Consider the following 15,676-nt stretch of genomic DNA (forward strand, 5'->3'; position numbering starts at 1 on the left):
CAACTCGTGCTGGTTGCAACGGACGGAAACCGGATCGCCGTGCTAACTCGATGTCGTGCTGCTCGTCTATCCCGTGACTCTGGTGACGGCGTTCGCACACTCGGACAGAGCGCGCACCACTGAAGTCGGTCCGTGAGCGGGGCGTGGCCGCTGTTCTGGGTGTTCGCCGTGATGGCTGTCGCAACGGTCGCCGGTTGCGCGACCGCATGCTTCTTCCAGGGGTGCCCGCCGACGAGACGGATATCGCGATGGAGGCGACTCTGGCCTCCGGACGCTCCTTCCTAGCGCTTGGGGTCGCGTTGTTTTTCGGAGCCAGATCTGCGCAAAGACTGGGGCCAACGCGCGCGGAGCGCGGGTGACCGACTTAACGAGAGCTCGGTCAGTCGTAACTCCGCGGGCTCCGGCAGCAGCATCGCCGAATAACCTCACTTGCTAGGTTGTGCATCGCTACTGTTACTTGACGGATCCGTATGTATGGGGAGGCATCGCGTGGCTGGTGGCGGTCAATCAGGCCGTGTGGACTCGGTCAGCGTTGTGATTCCTGTCTACAACGGTGCCGTGACCTTGCCTGACGTGGTCAAGGAGCTCGAACAGCTGCGTTCCACCCAAGAAACCCCTGCCGGTCGTAGGTTCCGGGTCGACGAGGTCCTTCTCGTCTGGGACCGCGGTATCGGAGGTAGTCAGGAAGTTGTACGGCAGCTGGCGGCGCGCGACGAATGGGTCCATCCGGTCTGGTTGTCCCGCAACTTCGGACAGCATCCAGCGACTCTCGCCGGTATGACATCTTCGGGTGGGGACTGGATCGTCACGATGGATGAGGACGGACAGCATGATCCGTCATACATCGGCGAGCTGCTCGACACGGCCTACCGCGATCGCACGCAACTGGTCTATGCCTCGCCGTCGAATCAACCACCACACGGACTTTTTCGCAATGTCGCCTCTTGGCTCACCAAATGGTTGTTCGTGCGCGTCCTCGTACCCTCTGACGGGCCGAAAGCGTTCAACAGCTACCGGCTGATCCTTGGGGAGGCCGGACGAAGTGTCGCGGCCTACACCGGTGCCGGGGTATTCCTCGACGTCGCTCTTTCCTGGGTTGTCACCAATCCCTCGACCTGTTCGGTGCCGATGCGCCAAGAGGGGCGACCGGCAAGCGCGTACAACTTTCGGCGCCTGGTGTCCCATTTCTGGCGCCTTGTCATCTCGTCGGGTACCCGGCCCCTTCGTTTTGTGTCCATGATGGGAATCTTGTTTGCCCTCTTGGGTTTTGGCGTCGCCATATACAGCGTGATTCAGAAGATGGTCGGTGACATCACCGTGCAGGGGTGGACGTCGGTGTTTGTGGCGACACTCGTCGTCGGGGGAGCCGTCTTGTTCGCGCTCGGAATCATCGCCGAGTACATCGCCGCCGCAGCCACGATGGCGATGGGCAAACCCGTGTACGTGATCGTGCGCGATCCGGCCGACGTCTTCGATAGCTCCGCGGACTGAGGATGCGCACCTCGATCACGGCTCGCCCCTGCACCGGACGAATTCGAGCTGTAGCCCGATGACAGTGACGTTGACGGGCGCTACGGGATTCGTCGGTAGACAGATACTGCGTCACCTCCTTCAACGGGGCTGCGCGGTGCGGGTGCTTGTCCGCGACCCATCCCGTTTAGAGGATGTGCCGCCCGGCGCGGCTTTGGAGATTGTGCAGACACCTGACTTGTTCGCAGAGTCGAGCGGTCGGTTAAAGGAACTGCTCGACGGCTCCGAGACCGTCGTGCATGCAGCCTGGTATGCGGAGCCGGGCAAGTACCTGACGTCGCCACTGAACATGGCGTGCCTCACCGGCACGCTCAACCTGGCCCAGGCATTCATGGCGGTTGGGGGCAAGCGATTCGTCGGTATCGGTACCTGCATGGAATACGACCTTTCCGCTGGCCTCCTGACGACAGACACGCCGTTGGCGCCGGATACTTTGTATGCCGCCTGCAAGGCTTCGGCCTACCAGGTGCTGCGCAACCTTTTTGCCGCCGAGGGGGTGGGCTTCGCGTGGTGCCGCGTCTTCTACCTGTACGGCGAAGGAGAAGACGAGCGGCGACTGGTGCCGTATATCCGGACCCAACTGGAAGCGGGGAAGGAAGTGCTGCTCACTCGTGGCGATCAGATTCGTGATTTCTCGGACGTGCAGGACGCCGCCGGGATGATCGCCGATGTCGCGCTGGGTGAAGTGGAGGGCGCGGTGAACATTTGTTCCGGCGAAGGCATCACGGTCCGGCAGTTGGCCGAACGGATTGCCGACGAGTACGGTCTGCGTGAACTGTTGCGATTTGGAGCAAGACCTGACAACTTGGTTGACCCACCGCGGGTCGTGGGCGTCGGGATGGAGACGCGATGAGTGTGATGAGAGAATTGTACGAGCAGTCGGATTTTCCGATTTTCCAGAACCGGATGTACGACTCAGCGGATGAGGCGCGGGCCTGTCCCAGGGGTGATATCAACCTGGTGCAGAACAGTACTACCGGCCTCGTCTACAACGCGGCCTTCCGGCCGGAGTTGATGAACTATGACGCCGCCTACCAGAACGAGCAGGCGCACAGTCCGCTGTTCCAGAGTCATCTGGAGCAAGTGGCCGCCATTGTCGAGCGCACTCTGGGTACCGAGGGACTGGTCGAGGTTGGTTGCGGGAAGGCGTATTTCCTCGAACTGCTCCAGTCACGGGGTCGCTCGATCACGGGCTTCGACCCCACCTATGAGGGCGAGAATCCCGCTGTGCAACGCCACTACTTCGATGCTGGCGTAACGGTTTCGGGTAGAGGGCTTATCCTGCGTCACGTCCTGGAACATGTGCAGAACCCCGTCGATTTTCTCGAAGGTCTGAGGGACGCGAACGGCGGCGGCCTGATCTACATCGAGGTACCGTGCCTCGACTGGATCTTGCGTGCCAGAGCATGGTTCGACATTTTCTACGAGCACGTCAACTACTTTCGGCTGGAAGATTTTTCCAGGATGTTCGGTCGAGTGGTGGAAGGCGGCCACTTGTTCGGTGGCCAATACCTGTATGTTGTTGCCGATCTCGCCACTCTGAAGCCCCCCGCCGCCGGCCCGGAGGATCGGGTGGATTTTCCGGACGATTTTCTGGAGGTGGCAAATGCCGCGCCGGCTGACCGGTCAGGCGCATCAAGCGCCGTGTGGGGTGCGGCGTCGAAGGGCGTGATCTATTCGCTGCTGCGCGAACGCAGCGGCAATCCGGTCGACTTCCTCATCGACATCAATCCGGCGAAATGCAGCAAGTTCGTGCCGGCCACCGGACTTCGTGTGATGTCCCCGGACGAGGGGATGGCGGCACTCGCGCCAGGCTCGGACATCTGTGTGATGAACTCGAATTACCTCGACGAGATCCGCAAGATGACGCAAGGTCAGTTCAACTTGATTACGTTGGAGCGCAACTGAGTTGACCACCGGCCAGGTGGCTTTCAACGGGTGTGCGAATTCACCCGACGCGTAATTCCGGCACGGCGGTGACGAAACGTATTCCGCCATCGGCGAGGTCCGCCAACTCGTTTCGCACCTCGGTAGCGATGTTCCACGGCAGTATCAGCACAAAGTCCGGGGGATTGTCACGTAACGCTGCAGGCGAGCGGATGGGTATGTGGCTGCCGGGCATGAATTTGCCCTGCTTGGATACCGCAGCATCACAGACATACGGCAACAGGTCGGGCCTGACCCCTGCGTAGTTAAGGAGCGTATTGCCTTTAGCGGCGGCGCCGTAGGCCGCTACGCGCCGGCCGCAGCGCTTCTGTTCTATCAGGAACGCCACAAGATCGTCTTTCACGCGGTCCGCACGCTGCTGGAACTCGGTGTACGTCTCGAGGCGCGTCACCCCGAACTTGTCTTCACGCGCGAGCAACGACTCGACACGTTCGGTAGCATCGACCGCCGCTGCGGCGTGACATCCATACACTCGCAGGCTGCCGCCGTGGGTCGGCAACTCTTCCACGTCATACACCCGTAAACCGGCCTGGGCAAAGATGCGTACCACAGTTGTGAGCGACAGGTACGAGAAATGTTCGTGGTAGATGGTGTCGAACTGTGTCCGGTCGATCAGCGGCACCAGATGTGGAAATTCCAGTGTGACAGTACCTTCCGGTTTGAGCGCGGCGGTCAGTCCCAGGGTGAAATCGTTGATGTCAGGCACGTGCGCGTAGACGTTGTTGCCCAGGATCAGATCTGCGCCTCGCCCTTCATCTGCCAGTCGACGCCCGAGCGCCTCGCCGAAGAATTCTCGCCGAACCGGGACTCCCAGCGCCTCGGCGGCGGCCGCCGTGCTTTCCGTCGGCTCGATCCCGAGGCAGGGGATGTCCGCTGCGACGAAGTTCTTCAAAAGGTAGCCGTCGTTGGACGCCACCTCAATGACAAAGCTTTCGCGGCCAAGCCGTAGCCGTTCGGTGATCATGCGCGCGTAGCCGGCCGCGTGGTGCAGCCAACTGCTGGAGGTGCTGGAAAAATACGCGTATTCGGCGCTGAACAGTTCTTCGGCGCGGGCGTAATCCTCCGTCTGCACCAACCAGCATTGGTGACACACGTTCACGCGCAGCGGGTAATGCACCTCCGGGGCAGACAAGTCCTGAGCTTGCAGGTAGGCGTTGGACGGGGGCGCATAACCCAGGTCCACGAACCTGTGCTCCAGCGGCGTACTGCAGTGTCGGCACTTCATAACAGGACTCCGGTGAAGTCGGCATCAATTCGCGAATGGGATCGGTCACGGGGTGAAACATCCTGCGGAGGCAAGGGCCAGGTGATCGCGAGCCGCGGGTCATCGTGCAGCAGACCTCGCTCTGAAGTCGGCTGGTAGAAGGCCGTGTGCAGGTAGAGCAATTCGCTGTCGGGCTCCAGCGCCTGGAATCCGTGCGCAAAGCCCTCCGGGATGACCATCATCTGTGCGTCGTCTTGTACCAATTCCTGGGCGTGCCACTTCAAGAAAGTGGCGGACTCGGCTCTCACGTCCACGGCGACATCCCACACGCGGCCCCGAAGGCAACGCACCATCTTCATCTCCGCGTGTGGCGGATATTGGAAATGCATGCCACGGACGGCTCCCACGTGGCTGGTCCGGGAATGGTTGATCTGCACGATATGGCGGTCACCCAGCACAGACTGCAGTTCGTCCGCGCAGAACAGACGCATAAAAGCGCCGCGGGCATCACGGTGGGGCACAGACTGCACGATCTGCAGATCTGCCAGGGGAGTGTCGAGGATTTTCATGTTGTCGCTCGACCCGCGGCTGACATTCCGGTAGCGAAAGTGTTCAATGCCAGCATTTCCATGGCGCTTGACCGGTGCTCCACAATTCTTCGAGCATGATCTTGTCTCGGAGCGTGTCCATGGGTTGCCAGAACCCAGAATGCTCGAATGCCATCATTTCGCCGTCAGACGCGAGGCGAGCCAGGGGTGCCCCCTCCCACGCGATGTGGTCACCCTCGATGTAATCGAGCACTGCAGGGGACAGCACGAAGAAACCGCCGTTGATGAGGCCGCCGTCGCCACGTGGCTTTTCGACAAAGCGCGTCACCTTGTCACCTGAACACTCGATGGCTCCGTAGCGGCCTGGCGGAAGGACCGCCGTGACGGTGGCGTGGCGCCCGTGCTGACGGTGGAACTCGACGCTCGCACCTATGTTCACATCGCTGAGTCCATCGCCATAGGTGAAGCAAAAAGCCTCATCGTCCTCGATGTAGTTCGATACGCGCTTGAGACGCCCGCCCGTTAACGTTTCGTCGCCAGTATCCACCAGTGTCACTCGCCACGGCTCCGCATGGCGCCGATGCACTTCCATCCTGTTGTCGGACATGTCGAAAGTCACGTCCGACATGTGCAGGAAATAGTTGGCGAAATACTCTTTGATGACGTAACCCTTATATCCGCAGCAAACGACAAAATCGCGAATACCGTGATGCGAGTAAAGCTTCATGATGTGCCAGAGGATCGGCCGCCCGCCGATCTCGACCATCGGTTTGGGTCGGATCGTCGTTTCCTCGCTGAGGCGGGTGCCGAGGCCACCGGCCAGAATTACGGCTTTCATGGGACTCACTTGTTCATCAGGCGACAGCGACTCGACCAATATCGCGGCCACTGGGTCGATTCTCGGGCACAACTCCGGTTACCCGTTGAAATGGTAGTCATAAAGTTTTAACTATCCCCAAGATTTTTGAATACTCTTTCCTCAAGATGGCGAATCAGAAAGAACGACCCCCGTCGGTTAGATCTGTTGCGTCCGCACACTCCAAGTCGCTTCTGCGCCAATGCCTGCACATTCGCTGCCCGAACACCGGACCCCAAGAAGGAGGGACACGCGGAGAGCGTACACCGACTCGACTGTGCAGACGGCCGGTACGCGAGACAAGCCTGCCCTGCCGGCACACCGAGCTCAGGATCGGTCGACGTGCATATCTTTCCGGGTTCCGCCTGCCGTTGGTCGGTACAGTTGCGTCTCGGGTAACGAGTCTGCGGAGGCATTTCGTGCTTAGTGACGCTGAATTGAGCCGTGCAGAAGCGCGATCTCGGTGCAGCGGCCGACTGCTCGGAGGCATGCAGGGTGCATAACTGGGTAGTAGGCCGCGGTGGGTTGCTCGGCAGCGCCATGTCGAAGTCGCTCGGCCCGAGTTTTGCCGGGCTACCCGTTCCATGGGCGGATCACGGTGCGGCTGTGGCAGTTCTCGAATCCGACCTCGACCGATTCATCCGCGGCGCGCGCGAGCGTGAGTGGGCAATCATCTGGGCCGCGGGCAGCGGTGTCATCGGGTCCACGGCGGAGAAGCTCGCTGCTGAGACGCGTGTGCTGTCTCATTTCGTCACCAGGTTGCGAGAGTCGCACCCAAGCGGGCGAGGTGCTCTGTTCCTCTCGTCCTCGGCGGGAGGCATCTACGCCGGCTCCTCGCATCCACCCTTCAGTGAGTCGACCGCACCGCGGCCGCTGAGTCCCTACGGTGAAACGAAACTCGCACAGGAGGAAATGGTCCGGGCCGCATTGGAAGGCCGCGTGCCGGTCGTCATCGGACGCTTCTCGAACCTCGTCGGACCCGGACAGAACCTGGCGAAACAGCAAGGTCTCGTCAGCCAGCTGTGCCGAGCGTCGGTGCTGAGACGATCCCTGAACATTTTCGTCCCGATGGAGACTCTCCGCGATTACCTGTACGTCGACGATGCCGCCGCGATGGTGCGCACTCTGGTCCGGAGATCGATCAGTGAGCAGCCTCAAAAGCCGTTGGTGCGCAACATTTCTTCCCAACGGCCCGTGTCCGTCTGCACGGTAGTGAGAACAGTGCAGCAGGTCGCCCACCGCTCGGTCCGCATCGCGCTCGGTACCAGCCCGTCCTCTCGGTATCACGTTCGCGATCTGCGGCTCTGCACAAACTTCCCGGACGACTTCGGGGACGTGGCCATCACACCATTCCCGGTCACGGTAAAGCGGGTTTACGACGATGTCCTGCGGCAGCAAGCGATGTCCAACCGCTGACGACCCCCTTGTGCGTGCTCCGCACCCGAGGCGGCTCTACCAGTCGGACTTGCGAAAACTCTGCGCCGCAAGGTTTTCAGTCCGTATCGCCGGCAGACCGGTGTGCGCCGGCCGTAGTGCCGCCGAGTCGCGTTCGCAGACCGAGCCAGCGGTATACCGCTTGCCGTCCCAGGGCGGTGGAGCGGGCGCGGGCGGCACCGATCATCAGATGCCGCCGGTCCAGCAGTCCCGGGCGCTCAGCGGCCAATTCGTTGAAGAAGTCGATCACCGACTGAGTCTGGGAGTGCATGTAGGTACGTACCGTCTCCTGGAACTCGTTGAGTCGAAATGCCCAGAGGGGCCGGGGTACCGCGATGAGATTGCCCTTCCCCTGAAGAAGCACCTCGCAGTAGGTCGCCAGATCGAAGAGCGAGGGGAAGCGACGATCCCAACCTCCCACGGCGACCAGGGCCTCGCGACGGAACAAAGCCGTTGGCGGCTCGCCGAAAATGTTCGTACCGGCGAGGACGCTACGCCGGATGGCGTCGACACCGTTGACCTCGCCTCGCAGTCCGGCCAGCCCGCGGTTACGCAACACCATCCTTCCCGAGGCGTCGATGACATCCCTGGAGCTCACGGCAAGCAACGCCGACGGGTGCGCGGTCAGTTCCGCCACCAGCACCTCGAGGTTGTCGGGGTAGAGCACGTCGTCTGCGCAAACTGCCTTGACGAACTCGCCGGTGGCCATGTCGGTCACATGATTGAAGTTGACGATGGCCGGCCCGCTCTCGGCCAGCCGGGTCAACCGGACTCGGGGGTCAGCGGTGTAGCGCTGCAGCGCCTCCCAGGTGCCGTCCGTCGAGTATCGCTCGGAAACCAGAAGCTCGAAGTCGGTGAACGTCTGCGCCAAGATCGACTGCATCGTCTGATCGATGAACTTGACGCCGTTATAGACCGGCACGACGACCGATACTTTCGGCGTCACGAGTTTGCCTCCTGCGAGTTGTCCACGCAGCGTCCGATGCGACCGAGGTGGACCGGACGGCTGCCGGCAGCGAACAGGCGGTCGGCTCCGGTCACGTCCACGACGCTGAGCTTCGGCAGCCAAACGAACGTGGGCAGCAGATCCTCCTCGCCTGGGAGCCGCCTCCTCCGGCAGCGCCGGCGGTGGGGCCAGAGTTATGGCAGTAACTTAGTTCCCAACTTATCGCGGCGCTAGGCTTCTGCCATATCGCCCCGGCATATCGCAGGTGGGCAAGCGAGACATCTGCAACGATGTGTCTACCCCCGCACGCCATTTGTGAACGGAAAGCGAGTCATGACCACTCTCAGCGCTGCGTCTGCTTATCAGAAGGCGGGATCGACAGCGGTCTCTCCGACGGGAGCGACAGGCCAGTGAGCGTGACGGCAGCGGTGAAGGCTCGGGTAGGCCGCCCGGTGCTGCTGAATCTTCGGCCGCTACGCGACCGGCGCGCTGACGAGGCGGGCCGTTGCGTGGTGTGCGGCACCGACACCACCTTCGCCTTTAATTCGTGGACCCTGCCCGACGAGATGCACGCCTACTGGGCCGATCAGAATGTGTCCCGGGCGAACGCGCGGCGCGAAAGTCTGTTTTGCCGGGAGTGCTGCAGCAACCTCAGAGTAAGGCGGATCGCCCAAGTCCTCGTCGACCTCTACGGCCCGCCTGGGTGCAAGTCGTTCGCCGAACTCGTCGAGAATCCGGAGTTCCGCAAGCTCGACGTCGCCGAAGTGAACACCATCGGTTCGCTGGGATCGCTGCACAACTTGCTGCGGCAGCTGCCGAAATTGATGTTTTCGGACTACCGAGGGCCTGAGCGCCTGGGCGAGCTCATCGACGGCGTCCGTAACGAGGACATGTCCCGCTTCACCTATCCAGACGCTGCATTCGACATCATCCTGTCTTCTGACACCCTGGAGCACGTCCCGGACTTTCGGGCCGCGCTGTCAGAGACGCGGCGTGTTCTGCGGCCCGGAGGCCGCCACATCTTCACTGTGCCGGTTGTCTGGACGCACGAGACGACGGAAGTGCGGGCGCGCATAGGTGACGACGGCCAGATCGTGCACCTTTTGCCGGCCCTTTACCACGGCAGGGGCAGCGGGGCCTACAAGTTCATCCCGGTGGGTGTCGACTTGCTCGCGTTCACTGAGTTCGGCCGCGACATCGTCGAATACGTGCGCGAGGCCGGGTTCGAGCCGGAGGTGTACGCCGGTTCAGACGACGGGACAGGGGCCGAGATCGTGTTCGCGGGGCGCGTCACCGGGTGACCGCCCATGCGACTGGTCGAGCATCGCTTTCGGTGAAGCGGGCAATCGCCGCATGCGAGGGCCGAGCATGAGTGAATTCGACCTGCCGCCCGAATCGGCGCCCCCAGGGCCGCTGATGCGGCTCATCCATGACCAACGGGTGGCGTTCCTTGTGGTCGGCGGCATCAACACTGTCGTGGGGTTCGGGATCTTCGTCGCCTGCTCGGTGACGGTGGGCGACCTCGTAGACCGCCGCTACGGCACCGTCGCCGGGTCGCTGGTGACGGTAGGTATCTCGCACGTGCTGAGCGTGCTCTTCGCCTTCGTCATGCATCGCCGGCTGGTGTTCCGCGTCCGGGGCCACGTGCTGCGTGACCTCGTGCGCTTCGAGAGCGTCTACCTCACCACGTTCGGCCTCAACGCCGTATCCCTTCCGGTGCTGGTTGAGTTCGGCGTGCAACGCGTTCTGGCGCAGGCACTGTTGTTCGTGCCGATTCTGGTGCTTAACTACTTCGGCCACCGCTACTTCTCCTTCCGGCGCAGCGCTGCCGACGCGCACAACAAGACCGACGAGGGTTCGCGCAAATAGTCATCGCAGCGGCTCCGGCCACCGGCGTCGGCTAAACTCCCGGGCGGCCGGACTGCCAGCACACAGTTACCAGCCGAAGCCTGAGTGAGGACGGGGGAGCACGCTGTGAGCCGACACCGCGACCTATTGCGGGGTGCGAGGGCGTCGGTGGGGAAGCCATTCGGGACCCTCATCAGGTTCCAATCGGAGCGCACCATCCTGATCGGCACTGTCCTGTCGCTGTCGGCGGTCTCGGCTGTGACCGTCTTCGTACTCAGTCAATATCTCTCAGTTGACGCGCTGTCCTCGCTCGTTTTCATCCCTGACGACTGCTATCTGGATGGCGGCGTCAAGGTCGGCAGACATTGCTTCAGCGACTACACGCTGCCGGTGAGTTTCGGGCTGCGCGCCAACCCCTGGGAACCTTTCCCTGTGCACCTGCAGGCGGGCGTCAAGCTTGCCAGCAGCAATTACCCCGCGGCAGGGCTCGTGCCGTTGGTGATTTTCGGGGTTCTGGGTAAGTGGATTGGATCGCCGCAGATTGGGTTGGTGGGCTATCTGATGGCCCTGACGATCGCGGTTCTCACGCCCGCCGCGTGGGCGGCCCACGGTGCACGTGGGATAGAGCGAATTGTGGTGTTCATAGCCTGCGGCGTCGCCGCCGTCCCGGCCTGGATGGCGGTCGACCGAGGCAACTCTGCTGGCTTCCTGGTGCCTATCGCGCTCGCCTTCCTGGTGGCGCTCGCCCGGCAGCGCTGGATCCTCGTCGCCGTTTTCGTGGTGCTGGCCGCAATGGTGAAACCGCAGTTCGCTCTACTGGTCATCGTTTTGTTCGCAGCCCGGCAGTGGCGGTGGGGCGGTGCCGCGCTGGCCGGAATCCTTGTCTCGAACATGGCCGCATATCTGCTTTGGCCGCGGGACTTTCCACAAACCATCACGCAGTCGGCGCGCAGCATCGCGGGATACGGTGATAACTCCTTCGAGGCGCTTGTCACTCACCTTAACGTGTCCTTCGGCAAGGCGCTGCTCGCGGTGCCCGACGGCCTGAAGGCTCAGGAAACGGGCGGCAAAATTCCGGACGGGTTCCTTGCCGGCCCGCGCACCTTGATCGGTTACGTCATCGTTCTGCTCGTCGTCGCATCGGTTGTTGTCCTCGGACGACGGATCCCGCCTGTCATGGTGGGCATCGTGCTGCTGGCCACGGCCGCTCTTTTTCCCGCGTTGAGTTTTCCTTACTACTTGGTGTTCGTGTTGCCGGTGGCCGCACTGGTGGTCCGTGATCCCAACGGTCCGCCGGGAGCCGGGATCTTCGATCAGCTTGCGAGCGTCGGCGATCGTCGTCGTGCGGTGGGTTTATCTGTGACTCTGGCAGTGGCGCTCAGCATCGCCCACATCGCTCTACCCGGGCCGCCTATGCACGTGGGAAACACGACGGGGCAACTGGGCGCTGTCGAATCGGCCTCCCGAGCGGTCGTTCACACCACGGCGTTCCTCGCTCCCATCCTCTGGCTGATCGCATGCGTCGCGATCATTGTTTCGTATGCCCGGCGGCCTGCTCCGCTTGTCGCGAACGACGCTTCCCCCGCTCCGCAGGTGGAGGCGCCCGCCACTCAGCCTGCAACGTAGTTGACCTCCATACCCAGGTCGGAACCCAGTCGGCCAGGCCGTTGCTGAACCTCGGCCCGCCCTCGACATTTACTATGAAGCGACCGCGACAGCACAACGAGAAGCGAGACGACCTCGATGACGGAACGGCGGACATGCCACGGGGAGCATGCACCGACAGCAGTGGTAACCCAGTGAAGCGGGCGCTCATCACCGGCATCACCGGACAGGACGGCTCGTATCTCGCCGAACTGCTGCTCGGCAAGGGATACGAGGTACACGGGCTCATCCGGCGTGCCTCGACGTTCAACACGTCCCGGATCGATCACCTCTATGTCGATCCGCACCAGCCAGACGCGAAGCTGTTTCTGCATTATGGCGACCTCATCGACGGAACCCGCCTGGTCACTCTGCTGAGCACCATCGAACCCGACGAGGTGTACAACCTTGCGGCACAGTCACATGTGCGGGTGAGCTTCGACGAGCCGGTGCATACCGGTGACACCACCGGCATGGGCTCCATGCGGCTGCTCGAAGCGGTCCGGCTCTCGCGGGTGCAGTGCCGCTTCTATCAAGCATCGTCATCGGAGATGTTCGGCGCCACGCCCCCGCCGCAGAATGAGCTGACGCCCTTCTACCCGCGATCACCGTACGGCGCGGCCAAGGTCTACTCCTATTGGGCGACAAGGAATTATCGCGAGGCATACGGGTTGTTCGCCGTCAATGGCATCTTGTTCAATCACGAATCACCGCGGCGTGGTGAGACTTTCGTGACCCGCAAGATCACCAGGGCCGTGGCGCGTATCAAGGCCGGCGTCCAATCAGAGCTTTTCATGGGCAATCTCGACGCGGTCCGGGACTGGGGGTATGCCCCCGAATACGTCGAAGGGATGTGGCGGATGCTGCAGGCCCCCGTACCCGACGACTATGTGCTGGCGACCGGGCGCGGCTATACCGTCCGTGATTTCGCCGAAGCCGCATTCGAGCACGCCGGCTTGGACTGGCAGCAGTACATCAAATTCGACGAACGCTACCTGCGGCCCACCGAGGTTGATTCGCTGATCGGCGACGCGACCAAGGCCGCGGATTCGCTGGGCTGGCGTGCGTCGGTGCACACCGGCGAATTGGCCCGGATCATGGTCGACGCCGATATCGCCGCCCTGGAGTGCGAGGGCAAGCCGTGGATCGACAAGCCGATGCTCGCAGGTCGCGCATGAGCGTCGAGATCGGCGAGCTGGACCGCTCGGCTCCGGTCTACATCGCGGGGCACCGCGGGCTGGTGGGGTCGGCTCTGCTGCGCCGATTCCAGGCGGAAGGTTTCGGCAACCTACTGCTGCGGTCGCGCTCGGAACTCGATCTGACCGACCGGGCGGCGACCTTCGACTTCATCCTCGAATCATGCCCGCAGGTCGTCATCGACGCGGCGGCCCGGGTCGGCGGGATCATGGCCAACAACACCTATCCCGCCGACTTCTTGTCGGAAAACCTGCGGATTCAGGTCAATCTGCTCGATGCCGCGGTGGCAGCAGAGGTTCCGCGGCTGCTGTTCCTCGGGTCGTCGTGCATATACCCGAAACTGAGCCCGCAGCCGATCCCGGAGAGCGCACTACTCACCGGTCCGCTGGAGCCGACCAACGACGCCTACGCCATCGCCAAGATCGCCGGAATCCTCCAGGTCCAGGCCGTACGGCGGCAACACGGTCTGCCATGGATCTCCGCGATGCCCACCAACCTCTACGGGCCTGGCGACAACTTCTCGCCGTCGGGCTCCCACTTGTTGCCGGCGCTCATCCGCCGGTACGAGGAAGCCAAAGCCGCTGGGGCGCCGGAGGTGACCAACTGGGGCACCGGAACTCCGCGACGCGAATTGCTGCACGTCGACGACATGGCCAGCGCATGTCTGCATCTGTTGGAGCATTTCGACGGGCCCACCCAGGTCAATGTGGGCACCGGCATCGACCATACCATCAGCGAGATCGCGCAGATGGTCGCCGACGCGGTGGGGTACAGCGGCGAAACGCGCTGGGACACAAGCAAGCCCGATGGTACGCCGCGCAAGCTGCTCGACGTTTCGGTATTGGGGGAGTCGGGTTGGCAGCCGAAAGTGGCGCTGCGCGAGGGGGTTGAGGCGACCGTGGCCTGGTATCGCGAGCACGCCGGAACGGTTCGCCAGTGAACAAACTGGAGCGGCTGCTGCGCAACACGCTGCGGCGCAGGGGTATCGAAATCTCGCATTACTTTCCGGAACTGGACTGGGAGCGTAACTTCCTGCGGCAGCTGCAATCGCACCGGGTCGGTGTGGTGCTCGACGTCGGAGCCAACTCGGGCCAGTACGCCACCGGTCTGCGAGAGGCGGGTTACACCGGCCGCATCGTCTCGTTCGAACCGCTGTCCGGCCCCTATTCCGTCCTGGAGCGCAAGGCTTCGGCCGACCCGGCGTGGGACACCCGCCACTGTGCACTCGGCGATACCGACGGAACGATCTCGATCAATGTGGCCGGCAACGAGGGCGCCAGCAGTTCGGCACTGCCGATGCTGCAACGACACCAGGACGCCTTCCCCCCGGCCAACTATGTGGGCACCGAACGGGTATCGACCTATCGGCTTGACTCGTTGGCGCCAGAAGTTCTGCGGCCCAACGATATTGCTTTCTTGAAGATCGACGTACAAGGTTTCGAGAAGCACGTCATCGACGGGGCCACATCGACGGTGAGCGATCGCTGTGTCGGGATGCAGCTCGAATTGTCCTTCCAGCCCCTCTATGACGGCGGCATGCTGATACGGGAAGCGCTCGAGGTGGTGGACTCGCTGGGCTTCACCCTCGCGGGACTGATACCTGGCTTCACCGACCCCCGCAACGGGCGGATGTTGCAGGCCGATGGCATCTTCTTCCGGGGCAGCGATTAGCGGGGCGGTCCCGCCCCGAGGCCGCTAACCCGAGTCGCGCGCGGCCAACCGTCCGAAGACGTTCTCCCAGAATCGGCTGTTGTAGGCGTAAAGCTCTCGGCCACGTAGGTAGGCGCGCGAAAGCAGTCTTCCGGCATAGGGATAGCGGCCATGCAAATCGCCCATGCGGCGCAGGTCCCCGAAGACGGCACTCGGTTCTCGGTGCGATCCCACGCCGGTGGTGTCGAACTCGCAGAAGACCCGCTCGATGGTGACCGGCTCGCGCGCCAGCGCCGCCCGAAGAATGAACTCCTGGTCGGCCGCGATCCCGAAATCAAGGTCGTAGCCACCGATCTTGTCCACCAGCGAAGCCCCGAAGAAAGACGCCTGATGCGGCACCACCTGCTTGCCGGCCAGGAACTTTCGCAGGCTGAAAGGAATCGGTCCGCGTACCCGATCCATGCCGATGAGGCGGTCCATCCCGAAGCCCCACAACTCGCGGGCCGGCCCCTTGCCTGCGAGCGCCTCCACCGCGCGAGCCACCACATCGGGTTCGGAAAAGCGATCCGCGGAGTGTAGGAACCACAACAGATCACCGGATGCGTGCGCGATGCCCTGATTCATCGCGTCGTACCGACCCCCGTCGGGCTCGGACTGCCAGTACGCGAACGCCGGCTCAACCCCGGACAGATAGTCCCGCACCTCATCGCCGGACCCGCCGTCGATGATGATGTGCTCGATGCGTCCCTCATAGCGCTGGGCCCGCACGCTTTCGACCGTGCGCTTCAGCCCGTCGAGATCTTTGAAGGAGATCGTGATCACCGAGACGGTCGGAGCCGACGTCACCGAAATTCCCCCTTAATGCCGCCGCG

Annotated in this window: 15 protein-coding genes; 10 read left to right on the plus strand and 5 right to left on the minus strand. The window is 62.7% G+C overall.

Translation table 11 applies throughout. The features are described 5' to 3' along the window. Positions 1-516 precede the first annotated feature (516 nt). From JX552_RS13170 to JX552_RS13180, 3 genes are read left to right on the plus strand one after another with little or no spacing between them, the layout of a single operon-like run. Positions 517-1,491, plus strand: coding sequence for a glycosyltransferase (locus JX552_RS13170; RefSeq protein ID WP_241011024.1), 975 nt, complete (start codon positions 517-519; stop codon positions 1,489-1,491). A 58-nt stretch (positions 1,492-1,549) separates the two neighbouring features. Continuing rightward, positions 1,550-2,383 carry an NAD-dependent epimerase/dehydratase family protein gene (locus JX552_RS13175; protein WP_205877813.1) on the plus strand — a complete coding sequence of 278 codons (834 nt, stop codon included), beginning with the start codon at positions 1,550-1,552 and terminating at the stop codon, positions 2,381-2,383. Continuing rightward, positions 2,380-3,438 carry a class I SAM-dependent methyltransferase gene (locus JX552_RS13180; RefSeq protein WP_205877814.1) on the plus strand — a complete coding sequence of 353 codons (1,059 nt, stop codon included), beginning with the start codon at positions 2,380-2,382 and terminating at the stop codon, positions 3,436-3,438. The genes JX552_RS13175 and JX552_RS13180 overlap by 4 nt, the downstream gene beginning before the upstream one ends. 40 nt (positions 3,439-3,478) lie before the next feature. Here the strand turns inward: JX552_RS13180 and JX552_RS13185 are convergent, their stop codons facing one another. Genes JX552_RS13185 through rfbF form a run of 3 tightly spaced genes read right to left on the minus strand, consistent with a single transcriptional unit; the run spans position 3,479 to position 6,067 of the window. Continuing rightward, positions 3,479-4,702 carry a class I SAM-dependent methyltransferase gene (locus JX552_RS13185; RefSeq protein ID WP_205877815.1) on the minus strand — a complete coding sequence of 408 codons (1,224 nt, stop codon included), beginning with the start codon at positions 4,700-4,702 and terminating at the stop codon, positions 3,479-3,481. Beyond that, positions 4,699-5,250 carry a dTDP-4-dehydrorhamnose 3,5-epimerase family protein gene (locus JX552_RS13190; RefSeq protein ID WP_205877816.1) on the minus strand — a complete coding sequence of 184 codons (552 nt, stop codon included), beginning with the start codon at positions 5,248-5,250 and terminating at the stop codon, positions 4,699-4,701. Before JX552_RS13190 ends, JX552_RS13185 begins: the two co-directional genes overlap by 4 nt. 43 nt (positions 5,251-5,293) lie before the next feature. Next, a complete protein-coding gene (rfbF, locus tag JX552_RS13195) occupies positions 5,294-6,067 on the minus strand; it encodes a glucose-1-phosphate cytidylyltransferase (RefSeq protein WP_205878412.1) in 774 nt (257 codons plus the stop codon). A gap of 543 nt (positions 6,068-6,610) precedes the next feature. Here rfbF and JX552_RS13200 point away from each other — a divergent pair. Beyond that, the gene (locus tag JX552_RS13200) at positions 6,611-7,501 is read left to right on the plus strand and encodes an NAD-dependent epimerase/dehydratase family protein (protein WP_205877817.1); all 891 of its coding nucleotides are present in this window, start codon (positions 6,611-6,613) and stop codon (positions 7,499-7,501) included. A 76-nt stretch (positions 7,502-7,577) separates the two neighbouring features. Here JX552_RS13200 and JX552_RS13205 read toward each other — a convergent pair whose 3' ends face one another. Next, the gene (locus JX552_RS13205; protein ID WP_205877818.1) at positions 7,578-8,465 is read right to left on the minus strand and encodes a glycosyltransferase family 2 protein; all 888 of its coding nucleotides are present in this window, start codon (positions 8,463-8,465) and stop codon (positions 7,578-7,580) included. A 512-nt stretch (positions 8,466-8,977) separates the two neighbouring features. On the opposite strand from JX552_RS13205, the gene JX552_RS32300 reads away from it, so the two are divergent. The 6 genes from JX552_RS32300 (at position 8,978) to JX552_RS13235 (ending at position 14,825) form a co-directional block, all read left to right on the plus strand. Continuing rightward, positions 8,978-9,766 (plus strand): class I SAM-dependent methyltransferase, encoded by a 789-nt coding sequence (locus tag JX552_RS32300; RefSeq protein WP_241011026.1) that lies wholly within the window; start codon positions 8,978-8,980, stop codon positions 9,764-9,766. Between the two features lie 67 nt (positions 9,767-9,833). Continuing rightward, complete coding sequence (locus tag JX552_RS13215; RefSeq protein WP_205877819.1) at positions 9,834-10,334, plus strand: GtrA family protein; 501 nt, start codon at positions 9,834-9,836, stop codon at positions 10,332-10,334. Between the two features lie 147 nt (positions 10,335-10,481). Beyond that, a complete protein-coding gene (locus JX552_RS13220) occupies positions 10,482-11,939 on the plus strand; it encodes a glycosyltransferase family 87 protein (protein ID WP_241011027.1) in 1,458 nt (485 codons plus the stop codon). Positions 11,940-12,112: 173 nt separating this feature from the next. Beyond that, the gene (gene gmd / locus JX552_RS13225) at positions 12,113-13,135 is read left to right on the plus strand and encodes a GDP-mannose 4,6-dehydratase (RefSeq protein WP_205878415.1); all 1,023 of its coding nucleotides are present in this window, start codon (positions 12,113-12,115) and stop codon (positions 13,133-13,135) included. Further along, positions 13,132-14,094 (plus strand): GDP-L-fucose synthase family protein, encoded by a 963-nt coding sequence (locus JX552_RS13230; protein WP_205877820.1) that lies wholly within the window; start codon positions 13,132-13,134, stop codon positions 14,092-14,094. The genes gmd and JX552_RS13230 overlap by 4 nt, the downstream gene beginning before the upstream one ends. Beyond that, positions 14,091-14,825 (plus strand): FkbM family methyltransferase, encoded by a 735-nt coding sequence (locus JX552_RS13235; protein WP_205877821.1) that lies wholly within the window; start codon positions 14,091-14,093, stop codon positions 14,823-14,825. The genes JX552_RS13230 and JX552_RS13235 overlap by 4 nt, the downstream gene beginning before the upstream one ends. A 24-nt stretch (positions 14,826-14,849) precedes the next feature. Here the strand turns inward: JX552_RS13235 and JX552_RS13240 are convergent, their stop codons facing one another. Next, the gene (locus tag JX552_RS13240) at positions 14,850-15,650 is read right to left on the minus strand and encodes a glycosyltransferase family 2 protein (RefSeq protein ID WP_205877822.1); all 801 of its coding nucleotides are present in this window, start codon (positions 15,648-15,650) and stop codon (positions 14,850-14,852) included. Positions 15,651-15,676: the final 26 nt, after the last annotated feature.

The sequence above is a fragment of the Mycobacterium gordonae genome (assembly GCF_017086405.1).
Lineage (GTDB): Bacteria > Actinomycetota > Actinomycetes > Mycobacteriales > Mycobacteriaceae > Mycobacterium > Mycobacterium gordonae_D.